Origin of the sequence: Baekduia soli, assembly GCF_007970665.1 — a bacterium.
GTDB lineage: Bacteria > Actinomycetota > Thermoleophilia > Solirubrobacterales > Solirubrobacteraceae > Baekduia > Baekduia soli.
The window spans coordinates 2,254,027-2,278,491 of sequence record NZ_CP042430.1; the positions used below are offsets into that span (position 1 = coordinate 2,254,027).

Annotated in this window: 26 protein-coding genes and 2 pseudogenes; 13 read left to right on the forward strand and 15 right to left on the reverse strand. The window is 74.8% G+C overall.

Annotation, left to right across the window (positions count from 1 at the left end; genetic code table 11):
* Positions 1-90: 90 nt before the first annotated feature.
* From FSW04_RS10670 to FSW04_RS10680, 3 genes are read left to right on the forward strand one after another with little or no spacing between them, the layout of a single operon-like run.
* Positions 91-972, forward strand: a complete 882-nt coding sequence (locus FSW04_RS10670) for an SDR family NAD(P)-dependent oxidoreductase (protein WP_146919058.1) — start codon at positions 91-93, stop codon at positions 970-972.
* Positions 969-2,318: a cytochrome P450 gene (locus FSW04_RS10675; RefSeq protein WP_146919060.1), complete on the forward strand. Its 1,350-nt coding sequence runs from the start codon at positions 969-971 to the stop codon at positions 2,316-2,318. Before FSW04_RS10670 ends, FSW04_RS10675 begins: the two co-directional genes overlap by 4 nt.
* 31 nt (positions 2,319-2,349) lie before the next feature.
* A complete protein-coding gene (locus FSW04_RS10680) occupies positions 2,350-2,886 on the forward strand; it encodes a TetR/AcrR family transcriptional regulator (protein ID WP_187369407.1) in 537 nt (178 codons plus the stop codon).
* Positions 2,887-2,899: 13 nt separating this feature from the next.
* Here FSW04_RS10680 and FSW04_RS10685 read toward each other — a convergent pair whose 3' ends face one another.
* The 4 genes from FSW04_RS10685 to FSW04_RS10700 all read right to left on the reverse strand — a co-directional run bounded on the left by FSW04_RS10685 (position 2,900) and on the right by FSW04_RS10700 (position 7,454).
* Entirely contained in the window at positions 2,900-3,100 is a 201-nt protein-coding gene (locus tag FSW04_RS10685; RefSeq protein WP_146919064.1) for a hypothetical protein, read from the reverse strand.
* A gap of 469 nt (positions 3,101-3,569) precedes the next feature.
* The gene (locus tag FSW04_RS10690) at positions 3,570-4,604 is read right to left on the reverse strand and encodes a threonine aldolase family protein (RefSeq protein ID WP_146919066.1); all 1,035 of its coding nucleotides are present in this window, start codon (positions 4,602-4,604) and stop codon (positions 3,570-3,572) included.
* 34 nt (positions 4,605-4,638) lie between these two features.
* On the reverse strand, positions 4,639-5,337 hold the full coding sequence (locus FSW04_RS10695) for an SDR family oxidoreductase (RefSeq protein ID WP_187369408.1): 699 nt from the start codon (positions 5,335-5,337) through the stop codon (positions 4,639-4,641).
* Positions 5,334-7,454, reverse strand: a complete 2,121-nt coding sequence (locus FSW04_RS10700; protein ID WP_146919071.1) for a DUF6421 family protein — start codon at positions 7,452-7,454, stop codon at positions 5,334-5,336. The genes FSW04_RS10695 and FSW04_RS10700 overlap by 4 nt, the downstream gene beginning before the upstream one ends.
* A 66-nt stretch (positions 7,455-7,520) precedes the next feature.
* Here FSW04_RS10700 and FSW04_RS10705 point away from each other — a divergent pair, with 66 nt between their 5' ends.
* A complete protein-coding gene (locus tag FSW04_RS10705; protein WP_146923656.1) occupies positions 7,521-7,961 on the forward strand; it encodes an Lrp/AsnC family transcriptional regulator in 441 nt (146 codons plus the stop codon).
* A 12-nt stretch (positions 7,962-7,973) separates the two neighbouring features.
* Here the strand turns inward: FSW04_RS10705 and FSW04_RS10710 are convergent, their stop codons facing one another.
* From FSW04_RS10710 to FSW04_RS10725, 4 genes are all read right to left on the reverse strand, one after another.
* The gene (locus tag FSW04_RS10710) at positions 7,974-9,113 is read right to left on the reverse strand and encodes an SDR family oxidoreductase (protein ID WP_146919073.1); all 1,140 of its coding nucleotides are present in this window, start codon (positions 9,111-9,113) and stop codon (positions 7,974-7,976) included.
* The gene (locus tag FSW04_RS10715; protein ID WP_146919075.1) at positions 9,110-9,406 is read right to left on the reverse strand and encodes a hypothetical protein; all 297 of its coding nucleotides are present in this window, start codon (positions 9,404-9,406) and stop codon (positions 9,110-9,112) included. Before FSW04_RS10715 ends, FSW04_RS10710 begins: the two co-directional genes overlap by 4 nt.
* A gap of 124 nt (positions 9,407-9,530) precedes the next feature.
* Complete coding sequence (locus FSW04_RS10720; protein ID WP_146919077.1) at positions 9,531-10,130, reverse strand: response regulator transcription factor; 600 nt, start codon at positions 10,128-10,130, stop codon at positions 9,531-9,533.
* The gene (locus tag FSW04_RS10725; protein ID WP_146919079.1) at positions 10,127-11,245 is read right to left on the reverse strand and encodes a GAF domain-containing sensor histidine kinase; all 1,119 of its coding nucleotides are present in this window, start codon (positions 11,243-11,245) and stop codon (positions 10,127-10,129) included. The genes FSW04_RS10720 and FSW04_RS10725 overlap by 4 nt, the downstream gene beginning before the upstream one ends.
* A gap of 720 nt (positions 11,246-11,965) precedes the next feature.
* Here FSW04_RS10725 and FSW04_RS10730 point away from each other — a divergent pair.
* Positions 11,966-12,616 (forward strand): calcium-binding protein, encoded by a 651-nt coding sequence (locus FSW04_RS10730; protein ID WP_146919081.1) that lies wholly within the window; start codon positions 11,966-11,968, stop codon positions 12,614-12,616.
* Between the two features lie 165 nt (positions 12,617-12,781).
* On the opposite strand, the gene FSW04_RS10735 is transcribed toward FSW04_RS10730, so the two are convergent.
* A complete protein-coding gene (locus tag FSW04_RS10735; RefSeq protein ID WP_146919084.1) occupies positions 12,782-13,093 on the reverse strand; it encodes an MTH1187 family thiamine-binding protein in 312 nt (103 codons plus the stop codon).
* Positions 13,094-13,164: 71 nt separating this feature from the next.
* Positions 13,165-13,419, reverse strand: a complete 255-nt coding sequence (locus FSW04_RS10740) for a hypothetical protein (RefSeq protein ID WP_146919086.1) — start codon at positions 13,417-13,419, stop codon at positions 13,165-13,167.
* A gap of 144 nt (positions 13,420-13,563) precedes the next feature.
* Here FSW04_RS10740 and FSW04_RS10745 point away from each other — a divergent pair, with 144 nt between their 5' ends.
* From FSW04_RS10745 to secG, 4 genes are read left to right on the forward strand one after another with little or no spacing between them, the layout of a single operon-like run.
* Complete coding sequence (locus FSW04_RS10745; protein ID WP_146919088.1) at positions 13,564-13,971, forward strand: cytochrome c maturation protein CcmE; 408 nt, start codon at positions 13,564-13,566, stop codon at positions 13,969-13,971.
* A 7-nt stretch (positions 13,972-13,978) separates the two neighbouring features.
* The gene (locus FSW04_RS10750; protein ID WP_146919090.1) at positions 13,979-16,201 is read left to right on the forward strand and encodes a heme lyase CcmF/NrfE family subunit; all 2,223 of its coding nucleotides are present in this window, start codon (positions 13,979-13,981) and stop codon (positions 16,199-16,201) included.
* Between the two features lie 12 nt (positions 16,202-16,213).
* Positions 16,214-16,633 (forward strand): hypothetical protein, encoded by a 420-nt coding sequence (locus FSW04_RS10755; protein ID WP_146919093.1) that lies wholly within the window; start codon positions 16,214-16,216, stop codon positions 16,631-16,633.
* Between the two features lie 21 nt (positions 16,634-16,654).
* Positions 16,655-16,885 (forward strand): preprotein translocase subunit SecG, encoded by a 231-nt coding sequence (gene secG / locus FSW04_RS10760; RefSeq protein WP_146919095.1) that lies wholly within the window; start codon positions 16,655-16,657, stop codon positions 16,883-16,885.
* Positions 16,886-17,026: 141 nt separating this feature from the next.
* Here the strand turns inward: secG and FSW04_RS10765 are convergent, their stop codons facing one another.
* Positions 17,027-18,046 (reverse strand): alcohol dehydrogenase, encoded by a 1,020-nt coding sequence (locus tag FSW04_RS10765; protein WP_146919097.1) that lies wholly within the window; start codon positions 18,044-18,046, stop codon positions 17,027-17,029.
* A gap of 88 nt (positions 18,047-18,134) precedes the next feature.
* On the opposite strand from FSW04_RS10765, the gene FSW04_RS10770 reads away from it, so the two are divergent.
* The 4 genes from FSW04_RS10770 to FSW04_RS10785 are packed head-to-tail and all read left to right on the forward strand — an operon-like array spanning position 18,135 to position 21,530.
* Positions 18,135-19,808 (forward strand): FAD-dependent oxidoreductase, encoded by a 1,674-nt coding sequence (locus FSW04_RS10770; RefSeq protein WP_228431132.1) that lies wholly within the window; start codon positions 18,135-18,137, stop codon positions 19,806-19,808.
* Positions 19,805-20,107: a cyclic nucleotide-binding domain-containing protein gene (locus tag FSW04_RS27040; RefSeq protein ID WP_146919102.1), complete on the forward strand. Its 303-nt coding sequence runs from the start codon at positions 19,805-19,807 to the stop codon at positions 20,105-20,107. Before FSW04_RS10770 ends, FSW04_RS27040 begins: the two co-directional genes overlap by 4 nt.
* Positions 20,095-21,219 (forward strand): sensor histidine kinase, encoded by a 1,125-nt coding sequence (locus FSW04_RS10780; RefSeq protein ID WP_146919104.1) that lies wholly within the window; start codon positions 20,095-20,097, stop codon positions 21,217-21,219. Before FSW04_RS27040 ends, FSW04_RS10780 begins: the two co-directional genes overlap by 13 nt.
* Positions 21,216-21,530, forward strand: a complete 315-nt coding sequence (locus FSW04_RS10785; RefSeq protein ID WP_146919106.1) for a UBP-type zinc finger domain-containing protein — start codon at positions 21,216-21,218, stop codon at positions 21,528-21,530. The genes FSW04_RS10780 and FSW04_RS10785 overlap by 4 nt, the downstream gene beginning before the upstream one ends.
* Before the next feature lie 66 nt (positions 21,531-21,596).
* Here FSW04_RS10785 and FSW04_RS28435 read toward each other — a convergent pair whose 3' ends face one another.
* The 4 genes and pseudogenes from FSW04_RS28435 to FSW04_RS27050 form a co-directional block, all read right to left on the reverse strand.
* Positions 21,597-21,911 carry a metallopeptidase TldD-related protein gene (locus FSW04_RS28435; protein ID WP_407652979.1) on the reverse strand — a complete coding sequence of 105 codons (315 nt, stop codon included), beginning with the start codon at positions 21,909-21,911 and terminating at the stop codon, positions 21,597-21,599.
* A 100-nt stretch (positions 21,912-22,011) separates the two neighbouring features.
* Positions 22,012-22,965: pseudogene (locus FSW04_RS28440) on the reverse strand (metallopeptidase TldD-related protein); the annotation flags it as partial.
* Positions 22,962-23,900, reverse strand: coding sequence for a TldD/PmbA family protein (locus FSW04_RS10795; protein WP_267128329.1), 939 nt, complete (start codon positions 23,898-23,900; stop codon positions 22,962-22,964). The gene FSW04_RS10795 and the pseudogene FSW04_RS28440, both read right to left, overlap by 4 nt.
* Positions 23,795-24,457, reverse strand: a pseudogene (locus tag FSW04_RS27050) (PmbA/TldA family metallopeptidase); the annotation flags it as partial. The gene FSW04_RS10795 and the pseudogene FSW04_RS27050, both read right to left, overlap by 106 nt.
* Between the last annotated feature and the right edge of the window lie 8 nt (positions 24,458-24,465).

The following is a 24,465-nucleotide window of genomic DNA, read 5'->3' on the forward strand; positions in this document are numbered from 1 at the left end:
GGGCGCCGAAGCCTAGTGACGGCGGCCGCCTGGCACCGTGCCGCCCCGTCATCCTGGTACGTTCGTGTACCAATCGTTCCCGGGAGCTGCATGTCCAACCGCCGCCGTCCCAGCCCGTCGCAGCGCACCGTCGACGGCCGCACCGCCGTGATCACCGGTGCCGGCTCGGGGATCGGCGCGGCCGTCGCGCGCCGGCTGGCCGCCCACGGCTGCCCCGTCGCGCTGGCCGACCGCGACGAGGACGGGCTGGCCGCGACCGCCGAGGCCATCGGCGGCGGCGACCGCACCGTGCTCACCCGCGCGCTCGACGTCCGCGACCGCCAGGGCCTCATGGCGTTCGCGGCCGAGGTCGCCGCCTGGGCCCCCCAGCCCCTGGGCATGGTGTTCAACAACGCCGGGGTCACCGCGGTCCAGGGCGTCGCCGACAGCGCGCCCGAGGACGACGAGTGGGTGCACGAGGTCAACTTCGGCGGCGTCGTGCACGGCGTCCGCGCGTTCCTGCCCATCCTGCTGGCCCAGGGCTCGGGCGCGATCGTCAACACCTCGAGCGTGTTCGGCCTCGTCGGGTTCCCGCACCAGAGCGCCTACTGCGCCTCGAAGTTCGCCGTGCGCGGCTACACCGAGGCGCTGCGCCACGAGCTGCGCGGCACCGGCGTGCGTGCGGTCGTCGTCCATCCCGGCGGGGTGCGGACCAACATCGTCCGCAACTCCCGCTACCGGGCGGACTTCGGCGGGCGCAACCCGACGCTGCAGGAGGCCGTGGCCGACTTCGACGCCCTCGCCCGCACGACGCCCGAGCGTGCCGCCGAGATCATCCACTCCGGCGTCAACCGGGGCCGCGCGCGCATCCTGGTCGGACACGACGCCCACCTGTTCGACGCGCTGGCCCGCATCGCGCCCGCCCGGGCCTATGACGTCCTGCACGCGCTCGAGCCGCTCGCGCGCCTCGGCCAGACCCGGGTCGCGGCATGAGCACGGTGATCGACGGGCTGCCGCCGGGCCCGGCCACGCCGATGCCGCTGCAGACCCTGGCGATGATGACCCGCCAGCGGCCCTACCTCGAGCGCCAGCGCCGCCGCCACGGCCCGATGTTCTCCCTGCGCCTGGCGTCGCTGGGGCGCATGGTCGTCCTGTCGGACCCGGCGCTCATCAAGCACACGTTCACCGCCGACGCCGCCACGCTGCACGCCGGCAGCCGCAGCCCGCTGCGCCGGATCCTGGGCGACAACTCGCTGCTGGGCATCGACGAGGACCAGCACCTGCAGCAGCGCCGGCTGCTGCTGCCCCCGTTCAAGGGGCAGCGGATGAAGGCCTATGAGTCGCTCATCGAGGAGATCGCCGTCGAGGAGATCGACCGCCTGCCCGTCGGCGTCGAGATCGCCACCGCCGGGGCGATGCAGCGGATCACGCTGCGGGCGATCCTGCGCGCGGTCTTCGGCGCCACCGGTGCGCGGCTGGCCCGGCTGGAGGCGCTGCTGCCGCCGTGGACGGAGCTGGGCCAGAGCCTCTCGCGCTTCCCGGTGGTGCAGCGTGACCTGGGGCGCCGCAGCCCCTGGGGCCGCTTCCTGGGGATGCGCGCCGAGATCGACGGGATCCTCGACACGCTGATCGCCGACGCGCGCTCCGACCCCGAGCTGGGGCAGCGCACCGACGTCCTGGCGCTCATGGTGCAGGCCCGCCGCGTGGACGGCAGCCCGATGACGGCGCCGGAGATCCGCGACCAGCTCGTCACGATGCTCGCGGCCGGCCACGAGACCACGGCCCACACGCTGAGCTGGGCCGTCGAGCGCCTTCGCCGCCACCCCGGCGTGCTGGCCCGGCTGGTCGCCGAGGTCGACGCCGGCGAGGGCAAGGCGTTCCGCGACGCGACGATCCGCGAGGTCCAGCGGATGCGACCGGTCATCGCGTTCGCCGGGCGTCACACCATGAAGCCCTTCGAGGTCGGCGGGTACCGGCTGCCGCCCGGCGTGCTCATCGGCCTCAGCGCCGGCCTGACCCACTACGACCCGCGGCTCTTCCCCGATCCGGAGCGCTTCGACCCCCAGCGCTTCCTGGACGTGGTGCCCGAGACCTACACCTGGATCCCGTTCGGCGGGGGCATCCGGCGCTGCATCGGCGCGACGTTCGCCCACATGGAGATCGACGTCGTGCTGCGGGTGCTGCTGTCGCGCGTCGAGCTGGTCCCGACGACCGCCCCCGACGAGCCGTGGCGGTTCCGCGGCGTGGCGTGGGCGCCCGCCCACGGCGGCCGCGCCGTGCTGCGCCGCCGCCCCGAGAGCGTCACCCGTGCCGCCGGCCCCGACGTCGCGGCCGCCTGAGGACGGCCACCGCGGGCGCCTGCTCGCGGCCATGGCCGACGCCGTGCGCGAGCAGGGCTTCGCCGCCACCACGGTGGCCGAGGTCGTTCGCCGCGCCCGCACCTCGCGCCGGACGTTCTACCAGCACTTCGAGGACCGCGAGGCCTGCTTCCTGGCGCTGTGCGACATGGTCAGCGAGCGCCTGCTGGGCACGGTCGCACAGGCCGCCGCCGACGCGGGGGACGCCCCGTGGGGCCGGCGCGTCGACGCGGCCGTCGGCGCCTACCTCGCGGCCCTGGCCGCCGACCCCGAGCTCTCGCTGGGCTGCCTGCGCGAGATCCGGGCCGTCGGCCCGGCCGGCGTGGAGCGCTCGCGCGCGCTGGACCGGCGGTGGGCGCAGCAGATCACGGCGCTCGTGGCCGAGGCGGGCGCCGACGACCCGGCCGTGCGGCCGCTGTCGGCCGAGATCGCGACCGTCATCACCGGCGGCTTCCGCGACCTCGTGCTCGACACGCTCGAGCAGGGCCGCGACCCCAACGAGCTGCGCGGGCTGGCGGGCGACCTGATCCGCCGCGTGACGCAGCGCTGACCCGCGCGCCGGCTCAGCGCAGCGCCATGTTCGGCTCGCCCGCGGCGTCGACCCCGGTCACCGGCAGGCAGGTCCCGCCGCGCGGCGCGCCGTTGTTGTAGGCCTGCCGGACGCAGTTGCGCAGCGCGAGCTGGCCCCAGTAGGACGGGCGCAGGTCCTCCTGGAGCCGGTAGGGCCCGAACAGCGTGGTCGTCGTGCGGATCTGGCTGACCAACTCGCTGCTGTCCGCCCCGCCGGGCGACCTCCAGCTCGCCAGGCCCCGCTCCTCCAGCAGGCCGTCGGTGCGCTCGCCGAGGCGTGGCCGGCCAGCGCGCCGCCGGCGTCGAGGATCCGGACGTTCGTCAGCCCCGACTGGGCGGCGCCGGTGCGGGCCGAGCCGTTCATCGCCACGACCGCCGTGGCGTTGGCCGGCTCAACCCGGCGCCGAGCGGGATGGGGGACGAGTAGGTCTGCACGAGCAGCGTCCATGCGCCGTCGGCGTCGCCCGCGTTGCGCATCGCGGGTCCAGGCAGGAGTCCGGCCACCACGACGGCGACAGCAGCCGGTCGGTCACGCAGGTCTGCGCGATGTCGGCGAAGCCGTAGTCGTTGGCCCCGAGGAGCACGGCGACCAGCCGCACGGGACGCCGGCGGTGGTGAGCGTCGGCGGCTCGGCCTACTCCCTGCGCGCCGCGGCGCGCAAGGTCAGCCCGCCGTCGCGGAGCAGGCGTCGCGCAGCGCGCCCGTGAAGCTGTGCACATCCTCCTCCGTGGTGTCCCAGCAGCACATCCAGCGGACCTCGCCCGTGCGCTCGTCCCAGGTGTAGAACGGGAAGCGCGCCCGCACCTCGTCGGCGACGTCGCGCGGCAGCACGGCGAAGACGGCGTTGGCCTGGACCGGGCGGCTCACCCTGACGCCGGGGATGCCGGAGACCTCGGCGGCCAGCAGCGCGGCCATCGCGTTGGCGTGGGCGGCGCTGCGCGCCCAGAGGTCGCCCTCGAGCAGCGCGACGACCTGGGCGGCCATGAACCGCATCTTCGACGAGAGCTGGGCGTGCTGCTTGCGCAGCCAGGCGAACCCGGCCGGCGGCGGCTCGTGGAGGAAGACCACGGCCTCGACGCCCATCGCGCCGTTCTTGGTGAAGCCCAGCGAGAGGACGTCGGCGCCGGCCTCGACGGTCACCTCGGCCAGCGACGCGCCGAGCGCCACGGCGGCGTTGGCCAGCCGCGAGCCGTCGACGTGCAGCAGCAGGCCGTGCTCGTGGGCGGCGTCGGCCAGCGCGCGCGTCTGGGCCAGGGAGTAGACCGTCCCCAGCTCGGTGGCGTTGGCGATGGACACGACGCGGGCCTGGGGCGCGTGCTCGTCGCCCTGGCGGGCCAGCAGCGGGGCGAGCTGCTCGGGGGCCAGCCGGCCATCCTCGGTGGGCACCGTGAGCAGCTTGACGCCCGCCATGCGCTCCGGGGCCGCGGCCTCATCGACGTGCAGGTGCGAGCTGTCGGGCGTGATGACCGCCTCCCAGGACCGGGTCAGCGCGCCGATGGACAGGACGTTGGCGGCCGTGCCGTTGAAGACGAGCCAGGGCTGCGCCGTGGCGCCGAACTGCACCCGCAGCAGCTCCTCGGCGCGCGCGGTCCACGGGTCGGCGCCGTAGGACACCATGTGGTCGGTGTTGGCCTGCGCGATGGCCGCGAGCACCTCGGGATGGACGCCGGCGTAGTTGTCGGAGGCGAAGGCGCGCATGGCCCCAGCCTAGGGCGATCGGACGTCCGGCCGCTCAGGCGCCGTGCAGGTGCAGCCGCTGGCCGTTCATCTTGCGGGCCGCGTCCGAGCACAGGAACACGAGCCCGGCCGCGATCTCGGCCGTGTCGGTGAACGTGCGATAGGCCTTGTCGGGGTTCTCGGCGCGCATCTGCGGGGTCGTGATCGCGGTGACCACCGCGACGTTCGCGGTGCCGCCGGTGTCGGCCAGCTCGGCGCCGAAGGCCAGCGTCCAGGCCTCGGCGGCGGCCTTCGTGGCGGCGTAGGCCGCGTTGCCCGCGGGGGGGCGGGCGACCACCGAGGAGGACACGAGCGCGAAGCGGCCGTGCTCGCCCGCGGCCTTCAACAGCGGCGCGAACGCGCGCGTCGTGTGCACGACCGTGTGGAAGAGGAGCGTCTCGAGCAGGTCGATGTCGGCCTGGTCGGTCTCCTCGATCGGCTTGCCGCCGCGCCATCCGCCGACGAGGTGCAGGAGCCCGTCGACCGTCCCGAGCTCCGAGGCCCAGCCGCGGGCGCCGTCGGCGGTCGTCAGGTCGCCGGCGTGGGCGGCGTCGGCCATCCCGGCCACGCGCTCGAGCTGCTCGGCGCTGCGGTCGGCCGCCGCGACCCAGGCGCCCGCGTCCCTGAGCGCGGCCACGACGTCGGGCCCCAGCCCGCCGCCGGCCCCGGCGACCGCGATGCGGCGCCCGGCCAGCACGCCCGCGCCGCCGCTCACGCGGCCACCGCGGCCGGGGCGGGCGCGCCGGATCGGGCGAGGCTGGGCTGGAGCTTCTGCTTGAGGGAGGTGTAGAACATGGAAAGCGGGAACTCGTCCGGGGCGACGTCGTCGATGTAGGGCCGCGGGTCCTCGACGTCGGCGTAGGCGCGTGCGCCCTGGGCCCACGACGAGCCGGCGGCCGCGGGGACGTAGCGGGCGACGAGGTCGTGCGCCGCGCCCCACTGGGCCAGCTTGGAGCGGTCGATGCCCTCGCGGTAGAGCGTCTCGACCTCCGCGCGCAGGCCCGCCACGCCCTCGGCCAGGCGGTCCCACTCGACCGTGAGGCGGTTGTCGGTCCAGTGCACGAAGCCGTGGCGGTGCAGGTAGGCGAACAAGAGCTGGCCGCCGAGGCCGTCGTAGTTGCGCACGCGCGTCCCGCTGACCGGGAAGCGGAAGATGCGGTCGAACAGGATCGCGTACTGCACGTTGCGCGCGAAGGCCATGCCCTCGCCCTGCAGGCGCACGGCCTCGCCGAACGCGGTCAGGTCGCAGCGCAGCTCCTCCAGCGAGTACATCCAGTAGGGCATGCGCTGGCGGATCATGAAGGGGTCGAACGGCAGGTCGCCGCGGCTGTGGGCGCGGTCGTGGATCAGGTCCCAGAGCACGTAGCTGTCCAGCGACAGGCGCTCGGAGGCCAGCAGCGCGGCGGCGTCGGGCGGCAGGTTGAGCCCGACGACGTCGGCGGCGGCCGACACGACGCGGCGGAAGCGCTCGGCCTCGCGGTCGCAGAAGATCCCGCCGAAGTGGTTGGGGACCGTGCCGGTGGCGCTCACGGTCTCGGGGAAGAGGACCGCGCACTCCGAGTCATAGCCCGCCGTGTGGTCGACGAGCGTGACCGGCACGAACTTCGCGTTGTCATAGCGGTCGCGCTCGAGCTCCGCGAGCCACTCGGGCCACGGCACCCGGACGAGCAGGGCCTCGAAGCGCGTGTCGCGCGAGCCGTTCTGCGTGTACATCGGGAAGACGACGAGGTGCTCGATGCCGTCGCGGCGGACCCGGTCGGGGCGGAACCGCTCCAGCGACGCGGCGAAGTCCGGCCGGCCGAAGCCGTCCCGGGCCCAGGCGCGCAGGTCGGCGACCGTCGCGGACAGCCCCTCGGCCTGGTGGTCGAAGCGCGGGGCCAGCGCCTCGACGGCGCCGGCCATCGCCTCCACGAGATCGTGCAGACCGGCGGCGTCGTGGGCGGCGGTGTCGACGGAGCCGTCGGGCTCCTGGAGCAGGCGCAGCGCGTCGGTGGCCTCGCGCAGGCGGCCCCAGGCGGGGTCGGCCGCCGCGGGCGACGGGGTCGCCGGCGCGGGCGTCGCGTAGGCGGCCGCGGCGGCCCAGGACACCAGGTTGGCCCACAGGGCGGCGTGGCCGAGGTCGCCGAGGCAGTCGTCGCCGAACAGGTCGGAGTCGGCGAGGGCGACGACGCGCCCGGCGCCGTGGGGCACCGCGAGCGCCAGCGCGGCGCCCGGGGCCGACGACGAGGCCGAAGCGCGGGCCAGGACGCGGGCCTCGGGGTTGGTCGTCGTCAGGGTGCCGGCGCGGTAGAAGCAGGCCTCGTCGACGCCGGCGAGCAGGTCGCCGGCCGCGCCGCGGGCCCCGGGGGCGATGTCGGCGCGCACCCACGACGGCGTGCTGTTGAGGTTGCGCTCGTAGTCCTGGACCGTGTCGTGGGCGATGGCCACGCCGAACGGCGCCAGCAGCGCGTCGAGGTTGTTGCCGTACTTGTCCTGCTCGCTCTCGCCGAGCACGACGAGGCCGCCGCCCGCGGCGACGAACGCGTGCAGCGCCTCGAGCTCGTCCGGGTCCAGCAGCGGCGAGCCGACGCCGGTGGTGGCCTCCCACTTGGGCTCGGAGGGGTGGGCGAGGACGACGACGTCGGCGTCGCGCAGGGCATCGGCGGCCAGCGGGCCGTCCGTGTGGGCCGCGACGTCCATGCGGCGCGCGCGCAGCAGGGCGGCCGCCCGCGCGTAGGACGCGTCGGCGGGGTGGGAGGGCTGCATGCGCGCCGCGACCTCCGGGCGGATGCTCCAGGCCTGGCTGTGGGCTTCATCGAAGAGGACGCGGACGACGGGTCGCAACGGGGCCATCCCATCAGGCTACGGGCCTCTCCGGCGGCACTCAAGACCGCTATCGTGCGCTTGATGGCCGATCTCTTGCGCGTGGACGACACGGATCGCAAGATCCTTGCGGCACTCGTCGAGGATGGGCGCTCGACCTACGACGAGATCGGCCGCCGGGCGTCGCTGTCGGCCCCGGCGGTCAAGCGCCGCGTCGACCGCCTGCGGGAGCGCGGCGTGCTGCGCGGGTTCACGGCCCTGGTCGACCCGGCCGCTCTCGGGGCCTCCACCGAGGCGCTCATCGAGCTCTTCTACGCGCCGGGCATCGGCCTGGACCGCGTGCGCGAGTCGCTGCGGCCCCTGCCCGAGGTCGTCGAGGCCTGGAGCATCACCGGCGACGCCGACTGCATCGTGCGCGTTCGCGCACGCGACCCGCAGGACCTCGAGCGCGTGATCATGGAGCTCCAGCGCGAGGCGTCGGTCGTGCGCACACGCTCGCAGGTCGTGATGTCGCGGCTCATCGAGCGCCGCGACTGACGCGGGGCCCGCTCAGCGCGCGAGCAGGGTGCGCGTGCGTGCGGCCAGCGCGCCGCGGACGCGGCCCCAGCGGCGCTCCTGCGCGAAGGCGATCAGCCGCGGCAGGTAGTCGGTGACCGGGGTGACGCGGACGCCGCGCGGCGCGAGGTAGGCCTCGGCCCCGGCGGAGTCGAACGTCGTGCGCACGTCGAGGTAGGGCAGGTAGTCGCCGAGGTTGGCGGCCAGCACGCGGCCGGCGGCCGTCTCGCCCAGCGTCGCGGCGAACGTCTCGGCCGACACGCGCGAGGGGCGGTCCTGGCCGGTCGCCTTGCACGCGGCGTCGGCGAGCTGGCCGACCGTGATCGCGTGGCGCCCGGCGGTGAGGTGGTAGACGCGGCCGTCGGCCGGCGCGTCGGAGAGGCTGAGGATGGCGTCGGCGACGTAGTCGACCGGCACGACGTCCAGGACGCCGGTGTCGTGCTCGGGCACGGCGGCGACCGCTCCGGCCACCAGCGCGCGCAGCGGCACGTAGAGGACGTTGAACGCGGCGGTCCAGCCCGACTCGCGGTCGCCGACGACGATGCTCGGGCGCACGATCTGCACGGGCAGCCCGCCGGCGGCGTGGCGGGTGACGAGCTCCTCGGACTCGAGCTTGCTCTGCTCGTAGGTGTTGCGGAACGCCTGCCCGACGCGGCGGTCGTCCTCGCCGAAGGAGCCGTCGTGGGCGCCGGAGACGTAGGCCGTCGAGACCTGGACGTAGCGGCGCAGCGGTCGCGCGGCGTGCAGGCGCTGCGCGACGTCGAGCATCTTCGAGGTGCCCTGGACGTTGACCGCCCTGGCTGCCTCGAGCTCCTGGTCGAAGCGCACGCAGGCCGCGGAGTGCACGACGTGGTCGATCGGCGCGCCGGTGGCCAGGACCCGGGCGGCGACGTCCGCCGGGTCGAAGTCGGTCATGTCGGCGGCCAGGGCGCGGATGCGCGCGCACTGGGCGTCGTCGGCGCCGAGGCCCTCGAGCAGGCCGGCGACGCGGGCCTGGGCCGCGCGGTCGTCGGCGGCGCGCACGAGCACGGTGGCCGGGAGGTCGGTGCGCCGGAGCCAGCGCAGGAGCAGGCTCTGGCCGACGAAGCCGGAGGCTCCGGTCAGCAGCAGTCCGCCGCGATCGGCGTGGGTCATTCGTCGTCCTCGGGGTGGGGAGGGAGAAGGGGGAGGCGTCCGCTGAAGGTCACGCGGGTCGCGGCGGGCGGGTCGAGCGCCAGGCGCAGCAGCTGCTGGGGGTCCAGCGTCACCGACCAGGTGGCGTCGCACGCGGGACACGTGCCGCGGCCGTTGGGGGTCAGGTTCGTGTGGCGGACGTCGATGCGGGTGTCGGCGCCCAGGCACAGGGGGCAGCACAGCGCCGCGTCGACCAGGACGTCGGGGTCGTCGAGGGCGAAGGCCGCCGCGTAGCGACCGCAGGCAACCGTCATCGGGATCCCACCTGTGTGACCTGTCCGTGGATGCCTGCAGGGTGGCGCGCGCGGCGCCCAGACCCTAGGGGCACCGTCCGTCAACCACCCGATGGGGTGTCGAACCGGATTGCGGTCCGAAGGCTCAGGAGATGAGGCCGAGCCGCTGCGCGCGCTGGACGGCCTCCGTGCGGTTGCGCGCGCCGATCTTGCGGAACATGCCGCTGGCGTGCTGCTTGACCGTGTTGGGCGAGAGGTGCAGCTCCTCGGCGATCTCCGCGTTGGTCATCCCGCCCGCGACGCGCTCGAGGACCTGGCGCTCGCGGTCGGTGAGCACCATGCCCGAGGGGGCCGCGTCGTCGAAGACGGTCAGGCCGCGGCCGACGCGGCGGATCGCGTCGGCCAGCTCGCCGGCGTCGCGCTCCTTCGTGATGAAGCCGTGCGCGCCCGCCGCACGGGCCGCCTTGGCCGACAGCCGGCCGGCGCCCGAGTACAGCAGCGCCCGCGTGTTCGGCGAGGCCTCCCGGATCAGGCCGACGATCTCGGGCCCGGACTCCTCGCCGACGAACAGGTCGACGAGCGCGACGTGCGGCGCGTAGCGCCGGGCGAACTCGGCCGCCTGCGCGCCGCTGCTGGCCGGGATGCAGCGCTCGACCCAGTCCAGGCCGCCGAGCATGAGGCGCAGGCCCCAGTGCACGACCTGGTGGTCGTCGACGACGAGGACGCGGAGCTTGCGCTCGTTCATGGCGACTCCGGACGGGGGAGGACGAGGCGCACGTGCCAGTGCTCGGTCCCGGTCGGGCCGAAGTTCAGGCTCGCGCCGTGCTGCAGGGCCTCGAAGGCGGCGATGCGCAGGCCCATGCCGGCGCCCGCGGGGCGCTCGGAGCCGACGCCGTCGTTGGTGATCTCGAGCGCGACCGTGTCCTCGTCGCCGGTCACGGCGACCTCGATCTCGGTCGGCGTCGCGTGCCGCCGGGCGTTGCGGATGGCCTCGCCGAGGACGGACTGGATGACGGGCTCGAACAGCTCGGGGACCTCGACGCCCGGCTGCCAGCGCACGCGCAGGTCGTCGGCCGCGGCGTCGACGAGGCGCTCGAGCTCCTGGTGCAGCGTGGCCGACACGTGCTTGGGCGTCGCGGCGAGCGGGCGGCTCATCGCGTCGCGCAGGTCGTCGAGCGCGCCGCGCAGCTCGGCTCCGCAGCGCTGCTGGTCGCCGGGCTCCAGCAGCACGCCGGACTGCAGCGCCATCACCACGCCGAACACGCGCTGGACGACGCGCTCGTGGATCTCGCGCGCGAGGTCGATGCGGTCGGCGAGGTGGCGGGCGTCGAGGTGCTGGCGCGTCGCCCGCCGCGCCGAGAGCGCCAGCGCGCAGACCTTGCCCAGCGACCACAGGACCTCGCGCTCGCGGTCCGACAGCGACTGCGCCGGGCGCACGGCGAGGATGACCCCGAAGCCGCGGCCGCCGGCGGCCAGCGGGACGCAGGCGAAGTAGTCGATGCCCAGCGCCGAGGCGTAGGTCTCGGGCAGGTCCTGCGCGGTGCCCTCCAGGACCTGGTCGGAGGCCAGTGCGCGGCCGGTGATCGGAGCGGTCTCGATCGCCAGGATCTGGCCGTCGAACAGGCCGAGGTCGACGCGGTGGGAGCCGACGGTGCGCACGCGGCGCGCGACGTCGTCGTAGACGAAGACCACGGCGCGGTCCATCGAGCCCAGGCGGCAGACCGCCTCGGCGAGCTGGTTGTAGAACGCGCCGGCGGGTGTGGCGGTCTCGACCTCGCCGAGCAGCGAGGCGAACACGTTGAGCGAGTCGATCGGCGAGAACGGCGCCGCCGCGGTCGTCGCCGCCCGCGGCGAGCTCATCGGGTCGTGGGGGCCGCGGGCGTCACGCCCCCGAGTCTGCCATGGCGCCCGGGTGGGTGGGGGCGTCGAGGACCGGCCCGGGCGCCGGGACCGAGCGCGAGGTCGCAGGGCATCCAGGCTCGATGGGGGGCAGCGAGGCTGGGCGCCGTGTCGGCGCCGCCTGGGGATCGCTGGGGATCGCCGGCCCCTTCGGTGGCCCTTCGTGATCCTCAGCGACCGCTCAGCCTCATCGTGGGCCGTCCCCGGCCATGCCCGCCCGACGTCGTCTCCGCCACGTGGCCGCCCTGGCGGCCGGCGCCGCGCTCGCGGTCGCCGCTCCGCCCGCCGCACCGGCCTCCGCCGCTTCGACCCGCTCGACGAGCACGAACCGGGCCGGCTAGGAGCCCACCGCGCTCGAGCAGTCCACGGCGCCCTGCACCCACTCGCCGCCGACGTGGCGGTAGCGGACGCCCGTGCCCGTGACGGCGTACGTCGCTCTGCGCCTCGGCCACCGCGTGCACGAGCACGTCGCTGGCGAACTTCGGCACGACCACGTTCTCCCTCGCGCAGGCCGTGAGCACGACGGGGCACGCGGGCACGATCGCGGGCGGCGGCCCCGCTCCCGGCGCTCCGTTCGCGGCGCCGCGGCAGCGAGCGCCGCGGTGACGGCCTCGGCCGTTCGTTGTCAGATCACTGACATGCGCTCGTGATCTTGCGTGAGCTGTCGATTCTGTGGGGAGGATGTCTTGCCGTCGCCTGCTCTCGTTCGCCTGCCTGCTCGGGCTGACCATGATCGCCATGGTCGTCTCGCCCACCGTCCGCGCCAACACCAGCCACGCGGGCTGGCCGCCGATCGACGGGATGCTGCTCATGAACAAGCTCGACCAGCAGCGCCCGCTGGACGCGCGCCTCGGGCACGACCCGTTCGGCGGCGCCGACACCGGCTACCGCTGCGACGGCCTGCACCTCAGCCAGCGCTGCTTCCGGCGCAACGCGCGCTGCCTGGGCCGGCGCGACCGCCACGGGCGCTGCAACCGCATGGTCGTCCGCCCGTCGGGCCGGCACAACGAGCTGCTCGGCGGCCACGGCAGCGACCAGATCTTCGCGGGGCCCAACGGCGACGTGATCTGGGGCGACTACAAGGCCTCCGGCCAGCCCGCGACCCAGTCCGACCTGCTGGTCGGCGGCCCGGGCCGGGACTTCATCTACGCCTCGCACGGCACGAACACGATCCAGGCCGGCGGCGGCGACGACTGGATCAAGGCCCACTTCGGCCGCGGCTCGATCGACTGCGGGCCCGGCAACGACGTGCTGTTCGTCAGCCGCCGCGCCCAGAAGCACTACACGATCACCGGCTGCGAGCGGATCAGCCACCGGACGCTGGGGTACTAGGCGCTCGGCACGCCGCCGGGGCGCGGGCGCTCGGGGTCGTCCGCGGGCGTTGCGGTGTCGTGACGGTCGGTGTCGGGTCGACGTGCGATATGCCGGTCGAGGTGTCACGGTGGGCCCGGGGCGCACGTGGTCCCGGCCCGGCGCCCCCGGGCGCTCCGCTCGCGGCTAGGACGGCTCGCCCAGCACCCGGCGCACCGCGTCGACCTTGTCCTGCAGCGTCTGGGCCTTGTCGCGGCGCTCGTCGAGCTTGAGCACCGTGTAGACGCGGGGCAGGCCGAGCTCGAAGGGCACCGCGTGCAGCTCGCCGACGAGGGCCAGGATGTCGGCGGTCTCGCCCTCCAACGACGTGCCCATCGCGTGCAGCGCGTAGCCCACGCGGTCCTGGGCCGCCAGGCGGCGCTGGATCGCGGCGATGTAGCGGCTGGCGCTCGGATCGCTCCGGCCCAGCCCGATCACGGTCAGATCTGCGGTCGCCATGGGCGACTTCTACCAACCACGACGCCTCCGGCGCGGCCTGCGGGTTCGGCCCCGTGGGCCGGTACCGGCCCCTACCAGGCCTGGCCCGACCCGCAGTGCGGGCAGGCGACCGACGTCGAGACCGACGCCTGGAACTGGAAGCCGCAGGCACACGCGTACAGCGCGTGGTCCTCGGGCGCGACCGACGCGCGGTGCCGGCGCTCGGCCAGCAGGTGGGGATCGGCGGCCTCGGGGGCGTCCGGCGCGCGCTCGACGCGCCCGTGGGCGGACGGGCGCCGGGGGATCGGCGAGCGACGGTCGGTGGGTCGTTGGGGGCGGACGCGCATGGTGGAAGGTCTCGTTCTCCAGGACACCGTCGGCGCCTGAAGGTTTCGTCAACTCCGTACTCGTCGGTGACCTGGCGCGCTTGAGCACGGGTGGACGCCTGGTGGAGGCGTGCCGCGGCGCCGAGGCTGCGATACTTGGACGCGATGGATCCCGCACGCAAGCGACGCGTCAGGTTGATCGTGGCGCTGAGCGCCGCCGTCCTGCTGGCGTCGGCGCTCGTCTACACCAGCTTCAGCGCCTCCAGCGAGGCGCGATCGCCGAGCCAGCTCCTCGCGAGCGCCGCGCCCGGCCGCAGCTACCAGCTCACGGGCAAGGTGGTGGACGGGTCGATCGTCCGCGACGGCACGACCCTCAACTTCAAGGTCCGCGACCGCAACGGCAACGCCGCGGTGCCGATCCGCTACACCGGCGCGGTCGCCGACACCTTCCGCGACGGCCGCGAGGTCATCGTGACGGTCAGGCGCGAGGGCGGCACCTTCGTGGGCGAGAAGGACTCGCTCGTGACGAAGTGCCCGTCGAAGTTCCAAGCGCAGAAGACGACGAACACCTAGCGCGGCGATGGCAGACCTCGGCCGCGGCCTGACCTTCCTCGCCCTCGCTGTCGCCGTCTACGGCATCGGTGCGTCGCTGTACGGCGCGCGGACCGGACGTCGCGAGTGGGCCACCTCGGGCCGCCGCGCCGTCTACGCGCTGGCCGCCCTGACCTCGGGCGCGTTCATCGTGCTCGAGGTCGCGTTCCTGCGGTCGGACTTCAGCTTCTCGGTCGTCCAGTCGCACTCCTCGACGACGACGCCGACGTTCTACAAGGCCGCCGCGGCCTGGTCCTCGCAGGAGGGCTCGCTGCTGCTGTGGCTCTGGCTCCTGTCGCTGTGGTCCTCGCTCGTGCTGTTCCTGACGCGCCACCGCATGCGCGACGTGCAGCCCTACGCGACCGCCGTGCTGCTCGGGTTCGCCGCGTTCTTCGCCGGCCTGTTGGTCTTCGCGGTCTCGCCGTTCGACACGCTCGCCGTGGCGCCGCAGGAGGGCGCGGGGCTCAACCCGCTCCTGCGCCACCCGAGCATGATGATCCACCCGCCCATGCTCTACTCGGGCTACACGCTGTGGGCGGTGCCGTTCGCGTTCGCGGTCGGCGCGCTGATCGTCCGGCGCGTGGACGCCGAGTGGATGGTCGCGACGCGGCGCTTCGCCCTCGGCGCGTGGTTCTTCCTCGGCATCGGCATCCTGCTCGGCGCCCGCTGGTCCTACGCCGAGCTGGGATGGGGCGGCTACTGGGCGTGGGACCCGGTGGAGAACGCCTCGCTGCTGCCGTGGCTGACGGGCACGGCGTTCCTGCACTCGATCATGGTGCAGGAGAAGCGCGGGATGCTGAAGACGTGGAACGCGTCGCTCATCCTGGCCACCGGCACGCTGGCGATCCTGGGCACGTTCCTCGTGCGCTCCGGGATCCTCGACTCGATCCACGCGTTCACCGGCTCGTCACTGGGCGTGCCGTTCGTCGTGCTGATCGGCGTGATGATCCTCACCTCGGTCGTGCTCGTCGTCTCGCGCCGCGACACGCTGCGCTCCGAGCACAGGCTCGACTCGCTCCTGTCGCGCGAGGCGATGTTCCTGGGCAACAACCTCGTGCTCGTCGGGCTGGCCTTCGTCGTGTTCTGGGGGACGTTCTTCCCGCTGATCTCCGAGGCGCTCACCGGCGACAAGCAGTCGCTCGGACCGCCCTGGTACAACAAGTACACGGTCCCGCTGGCGCTCATGCTGGTGCTGCTGTCGGGCATCGGCCCCGTCATCGCCTGGCGCCGCGCGACCCCCAAGAACGCCCGGCGCAACTTCACGTGGCCGACGCTCACCGGCGTGGTCACGCTGGCCGTCACCGCCGCCTTCGGCGTCGCCGGCCGCCCGCTGGCCTGGCTCATGTTCGGCTTCGCGGCGTTCGTGGTCGGCACGATCCTCCAGGAGTTCGCCCGCGGCCTGCGGGCACGGCGCGCGATGACCGGCGAGGCCCCGCCGCTGGCGCTGCTGACGCTCGTGCGCCGCAACCGCCGGCGCTACGGCGGCTACATCGTCCACCTGGGGATGGCGCTGCTGTTCATCGGCGTCGCGGCGTCCTCGGCGTTCCAGCACGCGCGCGACGTGCGGCTGCGCCCCGGCCAGTCGGCGAAGATCGGCAACGGCTACACCGCCAGGTACGATCGGGCGACGGCGCGCGTCGACGTGTCGAACAACGATGTCGAGCGGATCGTGCTCGGCGCCCAGATGACGTTGTCCAAGGACGGCAAGGTGGTCGCCCACCTGAGCCCGAACCGCGGCTACTACCCGATCGCCGGCGCCGAGGCCGTGTCGCCGGTGGGGCGCTACTTCGACGGCGAGGCGACGAGCGAGGTCGCGATGACCGCCGGCGTGCGGCGCGACGTCTGGATGGCGGTCTCCCCGGAGATCGGCGGCCTGTCCGCCCAGGTCAAGAAGGACGACGCGGCCGTCATCGGCGGCCTGCGCAAGCTCGTGGCCCAGGACCCGAAGATCATGCTCGACCCGCGCGTGCGCGCACGGCTGGGCCAGTACATCGGCGGGCGCATCAACGGCCTCACCGCCTCCTACGCCCAGTCGGCGCCGCCCGCCACGTTCCGGATGATCGTCTCCCCGCTGGTGGCCTGGATCTGGCTCGGCGGGCTCATCGTCATCGTCGGCGGCATCATCTGCATCTGGCCGGCTCCCGACCTCGCCCGGCGCCGGGCCACCGCCGGCTACGCCGCGCGCGTGGCGCGCGAGCTCGGCCGCGCCTGACCGGCCCGCCCGATGGATCCGCTCGCCACCGTCCTCGTGCTCGTCGCCGCCCTCCTGGCCGCGGTCATCGTCGGGCGCCCGCTCATGGCGGGGCGCTCGGAGCGCGAGGACATGGCCCGCAGCACGCGCATCGCCGACCTCGAGGCCGCCAAGGCCGCGCGCTACCGCGAGATCCGCGAGGCCGAGATGGACTACCGGACCGGCAAGCTGTCCGAGCCCGACTGGAAGGCGATCGACCGCGAGCTGCGGGCCGAGGCGATGGAGGTGCTGCGGCGCCTGGACGCGCTGGGCGCCGAGCCCGGCGCCGCACCCGAGCCGACGGGCGGTGCCGCGCCGGAGGCGCCGGCCGAGCCCGCTGCGGCCCCGCCCGGCGAGCCCGTGGCCGTCGAGCCGGCGGCCGGGCCGGTGCGGGAGCGCCAGGACCAGGCATGAGCCTCTACCATCACGCAGACCATGGTTGAAACCGTGCTCTCCATCGTGCAGGTCGGGATCTGCGTCGTGCTCATCTTCCTCGTGCTCATGCACTCCGGGAAGGACGCGGGGCTGTCGGGCGCCTTCGGCGTCGGCTCCGGCGCGGGGCCGCTCGGTGGCGGCTCGCTCGTGGAGCGCAACCTGAACCGCTGGACCGTCGCGTTCGCGCTGCTGTTCACGATCAACACGGTCATCCTGCTGCGCATCAGCTAGGCGCGCCGCCGGCCTCAGTCGGTCAGCAGCGCGAACGGGACGCCGTCCTGCCCGGCGCCGGTAGGCGCGCCGGCGCACGCCCTCCCGGGCGAAGCCGGCCACGTCCTGCGCCGTGGCCGGCCGCAGCACGGGCCGCGCCGCTCAGGCGCCGGTCGTGAGCACCATCCGGAAGCGCGCAGCGCCGGACATCATCGTCTCGTAGGCCTCGGCGGCCTCCTCCAGCGGGCGCGTCTGGATCATGGGACGCACGCCGGAGAGCACGCTGAAGGCCAGCGTGTCCTCGGAGTCCTTCGACGTGCCGGAGGCGTGGCCGACGATCGCGTTGCTGCCGCCGATGAGCGCGGCGGGCGGGATCTCCAGCGGATCCATCGACGCCCCGACGATGATCAGCCGGCCGCGCGGCGCCAGGCCGCCGACCACGGCCGACATGGCCGACGCGCTCGTCACCGTCGCGAGCACCACCCGCGCGCCGCCGAGGGCCTGCAGCTCCTCACCGGGGTCCTGGGCCGTGCTGTCGATGTAGTGGCGGGCGCCGAGCTTGCGTGCGAGCTCCTCCTTGTCGGTGCCGCGAGCGATCGCGACGGTGTCGAAGCCCAGCTTGGCGGCGAACTGCACGCCGAGGTGGCCCAGGCCTCCGACGCCGAGGACGGCCACGAGGTCGCCGCCGACCGCTCCGCTCTCGCGCAGCGCGTTGTAGGTGGTGATGCCCGCGCAGAGCAGCGGGGCGGCGTCCTGCGCGCTGAGATCGTCGGGGATCGCCGCCAGCGCGCCGGCCTTGACCACCACGTAGTCGGCGTAGCCGCCGTCGAACGTGATGCCGGGGATGACGAGGTTGGCGCAGCTGATGAGGTCGCCGCGTCGGCACGGGTCGCAGCGGCCGCAATTGCCGCCGAACCAGCCGACGCCGACGCGCTGGCCGGCCTCCCAGCCTTCCACGCCCTCGCCGACCGTCTCGATGGCCCCCGCGATCTCGTGGCCCGGGACCAGCGGGTAGCTCACGCCCGGAAAGCCGCCCTCCTTGGCGAACATGTCGCTGTGGCAGACGCCGCAGGCGTGCACGCGCACGAGCACCTCGCCGCGCCCGGGGGAGGGCACCTCGCGCTCGACGAGCTCCATCGCCCCGCCCGCCGCGCTGATCTGCACTGCTCGCATGGTCGCCATGGCATGGCGGGTATCCAGCCGGCGCGGCCTCCAATCCGATCGGGCGCATCTGCGGGGATCCGGCGCGCGTCGTGTAGCGTCGCCGGCTGTGGACGAGGAGGCCAACCCCCGCCCCCGCCGGCCGGCGATCGTGGCCGTCGACGACGAGCCGGCAGTCCTCGCGGCCGTCGCGCGCGACCTGCGCCGCGGCTTCGGCGAGCACTATCGGATCCTGCGCGCGCACTCCGGCCCGGAGGCGCTGGACCTGCTGCGCGAGCTGCGCACGCGCGGGGACCAGGTCGCCCTGCTCATCGCCGACCAGCGCATGCCCGGCATGGCGGGCACGGAGTACCTCGTGCAGGCACGCCAGATCGTGCCCGATGCCAAGCGCGTGCTGCTCACGGCCTATGCCGACACGGAGGCGGCGATCGCGGCGATCAACGAGGTCGCGCTGGACTACTACCTGCTCAAGCCGTGGGACCCGCCGGAGGAGCAGCTCTTCCCCGTCGTCGAGGACCTCCTGCAGACGTGGGAGTCCGGCGCGGCGCTCGAGGCCGGCGGCCTGCGCGTCATCGGACACCGGTTCTCCAAGGCCTCGCACGACCTGCGCGACTTCCTGGCGCGCAACCGCGTCCCCGCGCGGTGGCTGGACGTCGAGCGCGACGGCGAGGCGCGCGAGCTGCTCGTCGTCGCCGGCATCGACGCCGAGCGCCTGCCCGTTGCGCTGCTCGAGGACGGCACGGTCCTCGAGCGCCCGACGGTCCTCGAGCTGGCCGAGCGCCTCGGCGTCACCGGCCAGCCGGCGGCCGACCACTACGACCTGGTCATCGTCGGCGGCGGGCCCGCCGGGCTGGCGGCGGCGGTCTACGGCGCCTCGGAGGGCCTGCGCACGGTGCTCGTCGAGCGCGAGGCGCCCGGCGGGCAGGCCGGGCAGTCAAGCCGCATCGAGAACTACCTCGGCTTCCCGATGGGCCTCAGCGGCTCGGACCTGGCCCGGCGCGGCACCGATCAGGCGCGCCGCCTGGGCGCCGAGCTGCTGACGGTGCAGGACGCCGTCGCGCTGCGCGCCGAGGGCGCCGGGCGGATCGTCACGCTGACCGGCGGCACCACGCTCAGCGCCAACTGCGTGCTCGTGGCCTCCGGCGTGTCCTACAACCAGATGAACGCGCCGGGCTTCGCCGGGCTCACCGGGCAGGGCATCTACTACGGCGCGGCGATGACCGAGGCGCGCGCCTGCGCCGACCAGCACGTCGTGATCATCGGCGGCGCGAACTCGGCGGGCCAGGCGGCCGTCTACTTCGCGGGCTGGGCCGGGCGGGTGACGATGCTCGTGCGCGCGGCCTCGCTGACCAAGTCCATGTCGCACTACCTCATCGAGCAGATCGCCGCCCTGCCCAACGTGGAGGTGCGCACGGGCGCCCAGGCCGTGGCCGCCGAGGGCGACGAGCAGGGCCGGCTGCGCCGGCTGCGCATCCGCGCCGCCGACGGGTCCGAGACGCTCGAGGACGTCGACGCGTGCTTCGTGTTCATCGGCGCCGCGCCGCGCACCGACTGGCTCGACGGCGTCGTGGCGCGCGACGAGCGCGGGTTCATCCTCGCCGGGCCCGACGCCCAGCGGGCCGGGTGGCCGCTGGCACGCGACCCCTACCTGCTGGAGACGACCGTGCCGGGCGTCTTCGTCGCCGGCGACGTCCGCGCCCGGTCGATCAAGCGCGTGGCCAGCGCGGTGGGGGAGGGCTCGATGGCGGTCTCGCTCATCCACCAGTACCTCGTCGACGGATGAGCGTCGACGCGGTCACCCTGGCCGACCTGCGGCGCATCGACCTCTTCGACGGCCTGGACGACGCCGAGCTCGCCGACTGGGTGGCGGTCGCGACGGTCCGCGAGATCGCCGTCGGCGACGAGGTGGCCGAGCAGGGGGTCACGCCCGCCGGCGTCCAGCTGCTGCTGGAGGGCACGGTGCAGACGTTCGTCGTCAACCAGGGCCGCCTGGAGCCCATCGGCCACCAGGAGGCGCCGACCTGGATGGGCGCGATCGCCGTGCTGACCGAGGGCCGATCGGCGCGACGATGCGGGCGCTGACGCCCTGCCGCCTGGCGACGATCGACGCTCCGGACTTCCGTCGCCTGGCGCTGGCCCAGCCCGCGGTGCACCGGGTCGTCATGCACCAGGTCGCGCCCGTCATGAGCCGCGTGACGGCCATCGAGCAGAACCGCGAGCGCCTGGCGTCGCTGGGCACGATGGCCGCCGGACTGGCCCATGAGCTCAACAACCCCGCCGCGGCCGCCCGGCGCGCGGCCGCGCAGATCCTCGAGGCGCTGGACGCCATCGGCGCGGCGCTCGGCGTCTTCGTCGAGTCCGGCATCGAGCGCGCCGAGGCCCAGGAGCTCGTCGCGCTGCAGCGCGCGGCGCTGGCGGGGATGGAGGGCCGCACGGCGCTGCAGACGCTCGACGCCGCCGACGCCGAGGACGCGCTGCTCGAGCGCCTGGAGGACCTCGGCGTGCCCGAGCCCTGGCGGCTGGCCGAGCCGCTGGCCGCCGCGGGCGTCGACGAGGCCTGGCTGCAGCGCGTGGCCGGGCTGGCGGGCCCCGCGACCGGCGCCGCGCTGAGCTGGGTCGCGGCATCGCTGACCGCCCGCGGGCTGGCCGCCGAGTTGGAGGAGTCCACCCAGCGCATGTCCGACCTGGTCGGCGCCGTGAAGTCCTACGCCTACATGGACCGCGGCGACCTCGTCGAGGTCGACCTTCATGAGGGGCTGGAGACCACGCTGGCCGTCCTGGGCCACAAGCTCAAGCACACGTCGATCGACGTGGCCCGCGAGTACGACCGCACGCTGCCGAAGCTGACGGTCCGCGGGTCCGAGCTCAATCAGGTATGGACCAACCTCATCGACAACGCGGTCGACGCGCTCGGCGAGCACGGGGCGATCACCGTCACCACGCAGCGCGACGGGGAGTGCGCGCTCGTGGCGATCACCGATGACGGCCCGGGCATCCCGCCGGAGATCGTCGACCGCGTCTTCGACTCGTTCTTCACCACCAAGGACGTCGGCCAGGGTACGGGGCTGGGCCTGGCCACGGCGCGGCGCATCGTCGTCGACCGCCACGGCGGATCGCTGACGGTCGACTCCCAGCCCGGCCGCACCACGTTCCGCGTGTGGCTGCCCTTCACGACCCCGGCGGGAGCCCCATGACCACCTGCACGCACCTGGACCGCATCACGATCACCGAGCTGCCCGAGGCCGTGGACGGCTGCGAGGACTGCCTGGCCTCCGGCGGGACCTGGCTGCACCTGCGCATCTGCCTGGAGTGCGGCCACGTCGGCTGCTGCGATGACTCGCCCAGCCGGCACGCGACCGCCCACCGCCACGCCACCGACCACGTCCTCATCCGCTCGCTGGAGCCCGGCGAGGACTGGTCGTGGTGCTACGCCGACGAGGTCGCGATGCGCATCCCCGAGATCACCGGCGAGACGCGGATCCCGCCCTCGCCGATGCTGGGCTAGGCGAACGCCGGCCCAGGGGTCCAGGTTCGCGGGGGGTGTCGGCCCCGCGGGCCGGGTTCGCCCGGCTCAGCCCGTGATGCGGAAGCCCTGCGCGCGCAGCGGCGGGCAGACGACGCCCTTGGCGAAGCGCCGCCCGTAGTACTCGGCCTCGGTGACCAGGCGCGCATCGGCGCCCAGCGCCTCCGTCGCGTCGAGCAGGCGCAGGACGGAGTCCGTGAAGCGCACGTCGTGCAGCGGGCGGGTGATGCGGCCGTCCTCGATGAGGAACGTCCCGTCGCGCGTGGTCCCGGTCAACAGGACCTGCCGCGGGTGGACGACGTTGAGGTACCACAGCCGCGTCACGTAGATGCCGCGCTCGATCGGGGCGGCCAGCGCGTCCACGCCGGCGGCGTCGCCGCCGGCCAGCACAAGGTTCGTCGGCGCCGGGCCGTGGGGATCGCCCCGGGGCCAGGGCGTGGCCGGTCGACCGCGCGCCGCCGCCCGCCCGTGCCGCCGAGCGCGAGTCGTGGACGACGTGGCGCGCGACGCCGCCCTCGATGAGCGCCAGCGGCGCCTTCGGCACGCCCTCGAGGTCGAACGCGCGGGGCCACGTCCGCGCGGCGGACGGGTCGTCGGCCAGATCGATCGACGGGGCGCCGATGCGGGTGCCCAGTCGCTGCTCCAGCGCGCCTCGGCCCTCGGCGTGGGCCAGGCCGTTGAACGCCAGCCACGCGAGCATCTCCAGCAGCCCGCCGACCGCGTCGGCGTCCAGGACCACGGGGTACTCGCCCGGCTCCAGGACGACGGGCTCCTCGGGCCCGACCTTCGCCGCGGCCCGGCGGGCGCCCGCCTCGGGGTCCAGCCCCGCGGCGCCGACGGCCGCCTGGGCGTCCCAGCCCGTGCGCCCGCCGTCATCTCGGCAGATGACCTTCATGAACGCGTCGGTGACGCGGTCGGCGGCGCGCAGCCCGGCGGTCGAGGCCAGCGCGGTCTGCACCGCGCCCTCCGTCCACGTCCCGAAGGCCTCGAGCCCGTGCTCGGCGGCGACGACGAACGCGGCGCGCAGCGCCTCGCCCCCCGGCGCCGGATCGATCCGTGCGGTGGCCTCGTCGAAGCCGTGGTGGCCGGCGGGCGCGACGGGCGCGGGCTGCGGCAGCCCGGGGTGGTCGCCCGGGCCGCCGGCGGCCCGGGCCGCGGTGGCGGCCGCGTCGGCGGCGCGGCGTGCCACGTCGCGCAGGCTGTCGTCGTCGAGGCGGTTGGTCACCGCGCCGCCGACGTGGCCGTCGCGCAGGCTGAGCAGGTGGACCGAGGTGTCGTCGATCTCGGTGGCCTGGGTCGGGGCCGAGCGCGCGTAGCGCAGCATGAGCGAGCGCTCCGAGGTCACCGTCGCCTGGCCCTCGCCGTCGAGGTGGCCGAGGGCGCGATCGGCCAGCTCCAGGGCCGTCTCGCCGCTCATGCCACACCGACCTGGACGTCGCGGAAGCGCGCCGGCGCCGCGCCGTGCGAGACCGCCATGACCTGGCCGGGCTCGCCCTTGCCGCAGTTGGTCAGCCCCCACAGCCGCCAGTCCGCCGCGCCGCACACGGCGTCCAGCGAGGCCCAGAACTGCGGGGTGATCCCGGCGTAGGAGGGGTTGCGGTACAGCCGCCCCAGCTCGCCGCCACGGATCTCGCGGGCGATCTCGGTCGCGAACTGGAACTGCCAGCGGCGGTCGTCGATCGACCACGAGCGGTTGGACTCCAGGTAGAGGCCGTCGTCGGTGCCGGCGATCAGGTCGGCCAGCGTGCCCGCGGTCCCGGGCTGGACCGACACGTTGGTCATCCGCACGATGGGCTGGCGCGCGAAGCCCTCGGCGCGCGCGCAGCCGCCCGAGCGCTCCAGGCCGACGGCCGCGGCCGACTGGCGGTCCGACAGCGCCGCGCGCAGCACACCGTCGGCGATGAGCGTCGTGCGCGCCCCGGCGACGCCCTCGTCGTCCCAGCCGAAGGACCCCAGCCCGCCCGGCAGCGTGGCGTCGGCGCTGACCTGCAGCACGTCGGAGCCGTAGCGCAGCCCGGCGCGGAGGTCGGCGGGAGCCACCCAGCTCGTGCCGGCGTAGGAGGCCTCGCCGAGCAGCATCCGGTCGAGCTCGAGCGCGTGGCCGATCGACTCGTGCAGCTGCAGCGCGAGCTGCTCGCCGTGCAGGACGAGGTCGCGGCGCCCTCGGGGCAGGCCGGGGCGGTCAGCAGCTCGATGGCCTCGGCGGCGACGCGCGGCGCGTGGGCCGGCAGGTCGAGGCCCAGGACGTGCTCCCAGCCGGCGGCGGCGACGTCGCCGCCGTGCGAGCTCGGGTAGGTGCGGGTCTGCAGCTCGCCGTCGCCGACGGCCGTGGCCTCCAGGCCGGCGCCGCAGGTCGTCTGGACCTGGGTGACCGCCGTCCCGTCGCTCGTGGCCAGCGCCTTGGTCGTGCGGTCCATGGCGGCCGAGGCCTGCGCCCGGGCGATCCGCGGGTCGCCGCGCATCGCGGCGACGGCGTCGAACAGCAGCGCGAGGCGCTCCTCGGGCGCGACGGCGAACGGGTCGACCTCCCACGGGCTCTCCCAGTGCCCGGTGACCGCGACGACCGGGGCCAGCGGCCGCGCGCCCGCGGCGGGCTGCGCGGCGGCCACGGCCAGGGCCCGGCGCAGCGCGAGCTCGGCCCCGGCGCTGCTGACGTCGCGCGTGGCCGCGAACCCCCAGGCCCCGCCGACGAGCACGCGGACGCCGATCCCTTCGCTCTCGTCGGCCTCGACGGCGTCGACGAGGCCGTCGTGGACGGCGAGCGCCTCGTGGCGATGATGGACGTGGCGCGCCTCGGCGTGGGCGCAGTGGCCCGCGGCGCGGTCGACGGTCTCCCGGAGCAGATCGAGCACGACGTGGAGCGTAGTTCGCTGGCCGCGTCGTGGTGGTCCGTCCGGGCGCGGCGCCACCAACTGCC

What these genes read in the sequence shown, in the direction of transcription:
- FSW04_RS10670 (WP_146919058.1), top strand. Translation starts at nt 91, where the DNA reads ATGTCCAACCGCCGCCGTCCCAGCCCGTCGCAGCGCACCGTCGACGGC.
- FSW04_RS10675 (WP_146919060.1), top strand. Translation starts at nt 969, where the DNA reads ATGAGCACGGTGATCGACGGGCTGCCGCCGGGCCCGGCCACGCCGATG.
- FSW04_RS10680 (WP_187369407.1), top strand. Translation starts at nt 2,350, where the DNA reads ATGGCCGACGCCGTGCGCGAGCAGGGCTTCGCCGCCACCACGGTGGCC.
- FSW04_RS10690 (WP_146919066.1), bottom strand. Translation starts at nt 4,604, where the DNA reads ATGCGCGCCTTCGCCTCCGACAACTACGCCGGCGTCCATCCCGAGGTG.
- FSW04_RS10700 (WP_146919071.1), bottom strand. Translation starts at nt 7,454, where the DNA reads ATGGCCCCGTTGCGACCCGTCGTCCGCGTCCTCTTCGATGAAGCCCAC.
- FSW04_RS10710 (WP_146919073.1), bottom strand. Translation starts at nt 9,113, where the DNA reads ATGACCCACGCCGATCGCGGCGGACTGCTGCTGACCGGAGCCTCCGGC.
- FSW04_RS10715 (WP_146919075.1), bottom strand. Translation starts at nt 9,406, where the DNA reads ATGACGGTTGCCTGCGGTCGCTACGCGGCGGCCTTCGCCCTCGACGAC.
- FSW04_RS10720 (WP_146919077.1), bottom strand. Translation starts at nt 10,130, where the DNA reads ATGAACGAGCGCAAGCTCCGCGTCCTCGTCGTCGACGACCACCAGGTC.
- FSW04_RS10725 (WP_146919079.1), bottom strand. Translation starts at nt 11,245, where the DNA reads ATGAGCTCGCCGCGGGCGGCGACGACCGCGGCGGCGCCGTTCTCGCCG.
- FSW04_RS10730 (WP_146919081.1), top strand. Translation starts at nt 11,966, where the DNA reads ATGTCTTGCCGTCGCCTGCTCTCGTTCGCCTGCCTGCTCGGGCTGACC.
- FSW04_RS10735 (WP_146919084.1), bottom strand. Translation starts at nt 13,093, where the DNA reads ATGGCGACCGCAGATCTGACCGTGATCGGGCTGGGCCGGAGCGATCCG.
- FSW04_RS10740 (WP_146919086.1), bottom strand. Translation starts at nt 13,419, where the DNA reads ATGCGCGTCCGCCCCCAACGACCCACCGACCGTCGCTCGCCGATCCCC.
- FSW04_RS10745 (WP_146919088.1), top strand. Translation starts at nt 13,564, where the DNA reads ATGGATCCCGCACGCAAGCGACGCGTCAGGTTGATCGTGGCGCTGAGC.
- FSW04_RS10750 (WP_146919090.1), top strand. Translation starts at nt 13,979, where the DNA reads ATGGCAGACCTCGGCCGCGGCCTGACCTTCCTCGCCCTCGCTGTCGCC.
- FSW04_RS10755 (WP_146919093.1), top strand. Translation starts at nt 16,214, where the DNA reads ATGGATCCGCTCGCCACCGTCCTCGTGCTCGTCGCCGCCCTCCTGGCC.
- secG (WP_146919095.1), top strand. Translation starts at nt 16,655, where the DNA reads ATGGTTGAAACCGTGCTCTCCATCGTGCAGGTCGGGATCTGCGTCGTG.
- FSW04_RS10765 (WP_146919097.1), bottom strand. Translation starts at nt 18,046, where the DNA reads ATGGCGACCATGCGAGCAGTGCAGATCAGCGCGGCGGGCGGGGCGATG.
- FSW04_RS27040 (WP_146919102.1), top strand. Translation starts at nt 19,805, where the DNA reads ATGAGCGTCGACGCGGTCACCCTGGCCGACCTGCGGCGCATCGACCTC.
- FSW04_RS10780 (WP_146919104.1), top strand. Translation starts at nt 20,095, where the DNA reads ATGCGGGCGCTGACGCCCTGCCGCCTGGCGACGATCGACGCTCCGGAC.
- FSW04_RS10785 (WP_146919106.1), top strand. Translation starts at nt 21,216, where the DNA reads ATGACCACCTGCACGCACCTGGACCGCATCACGATCACCGAGCTGCCC.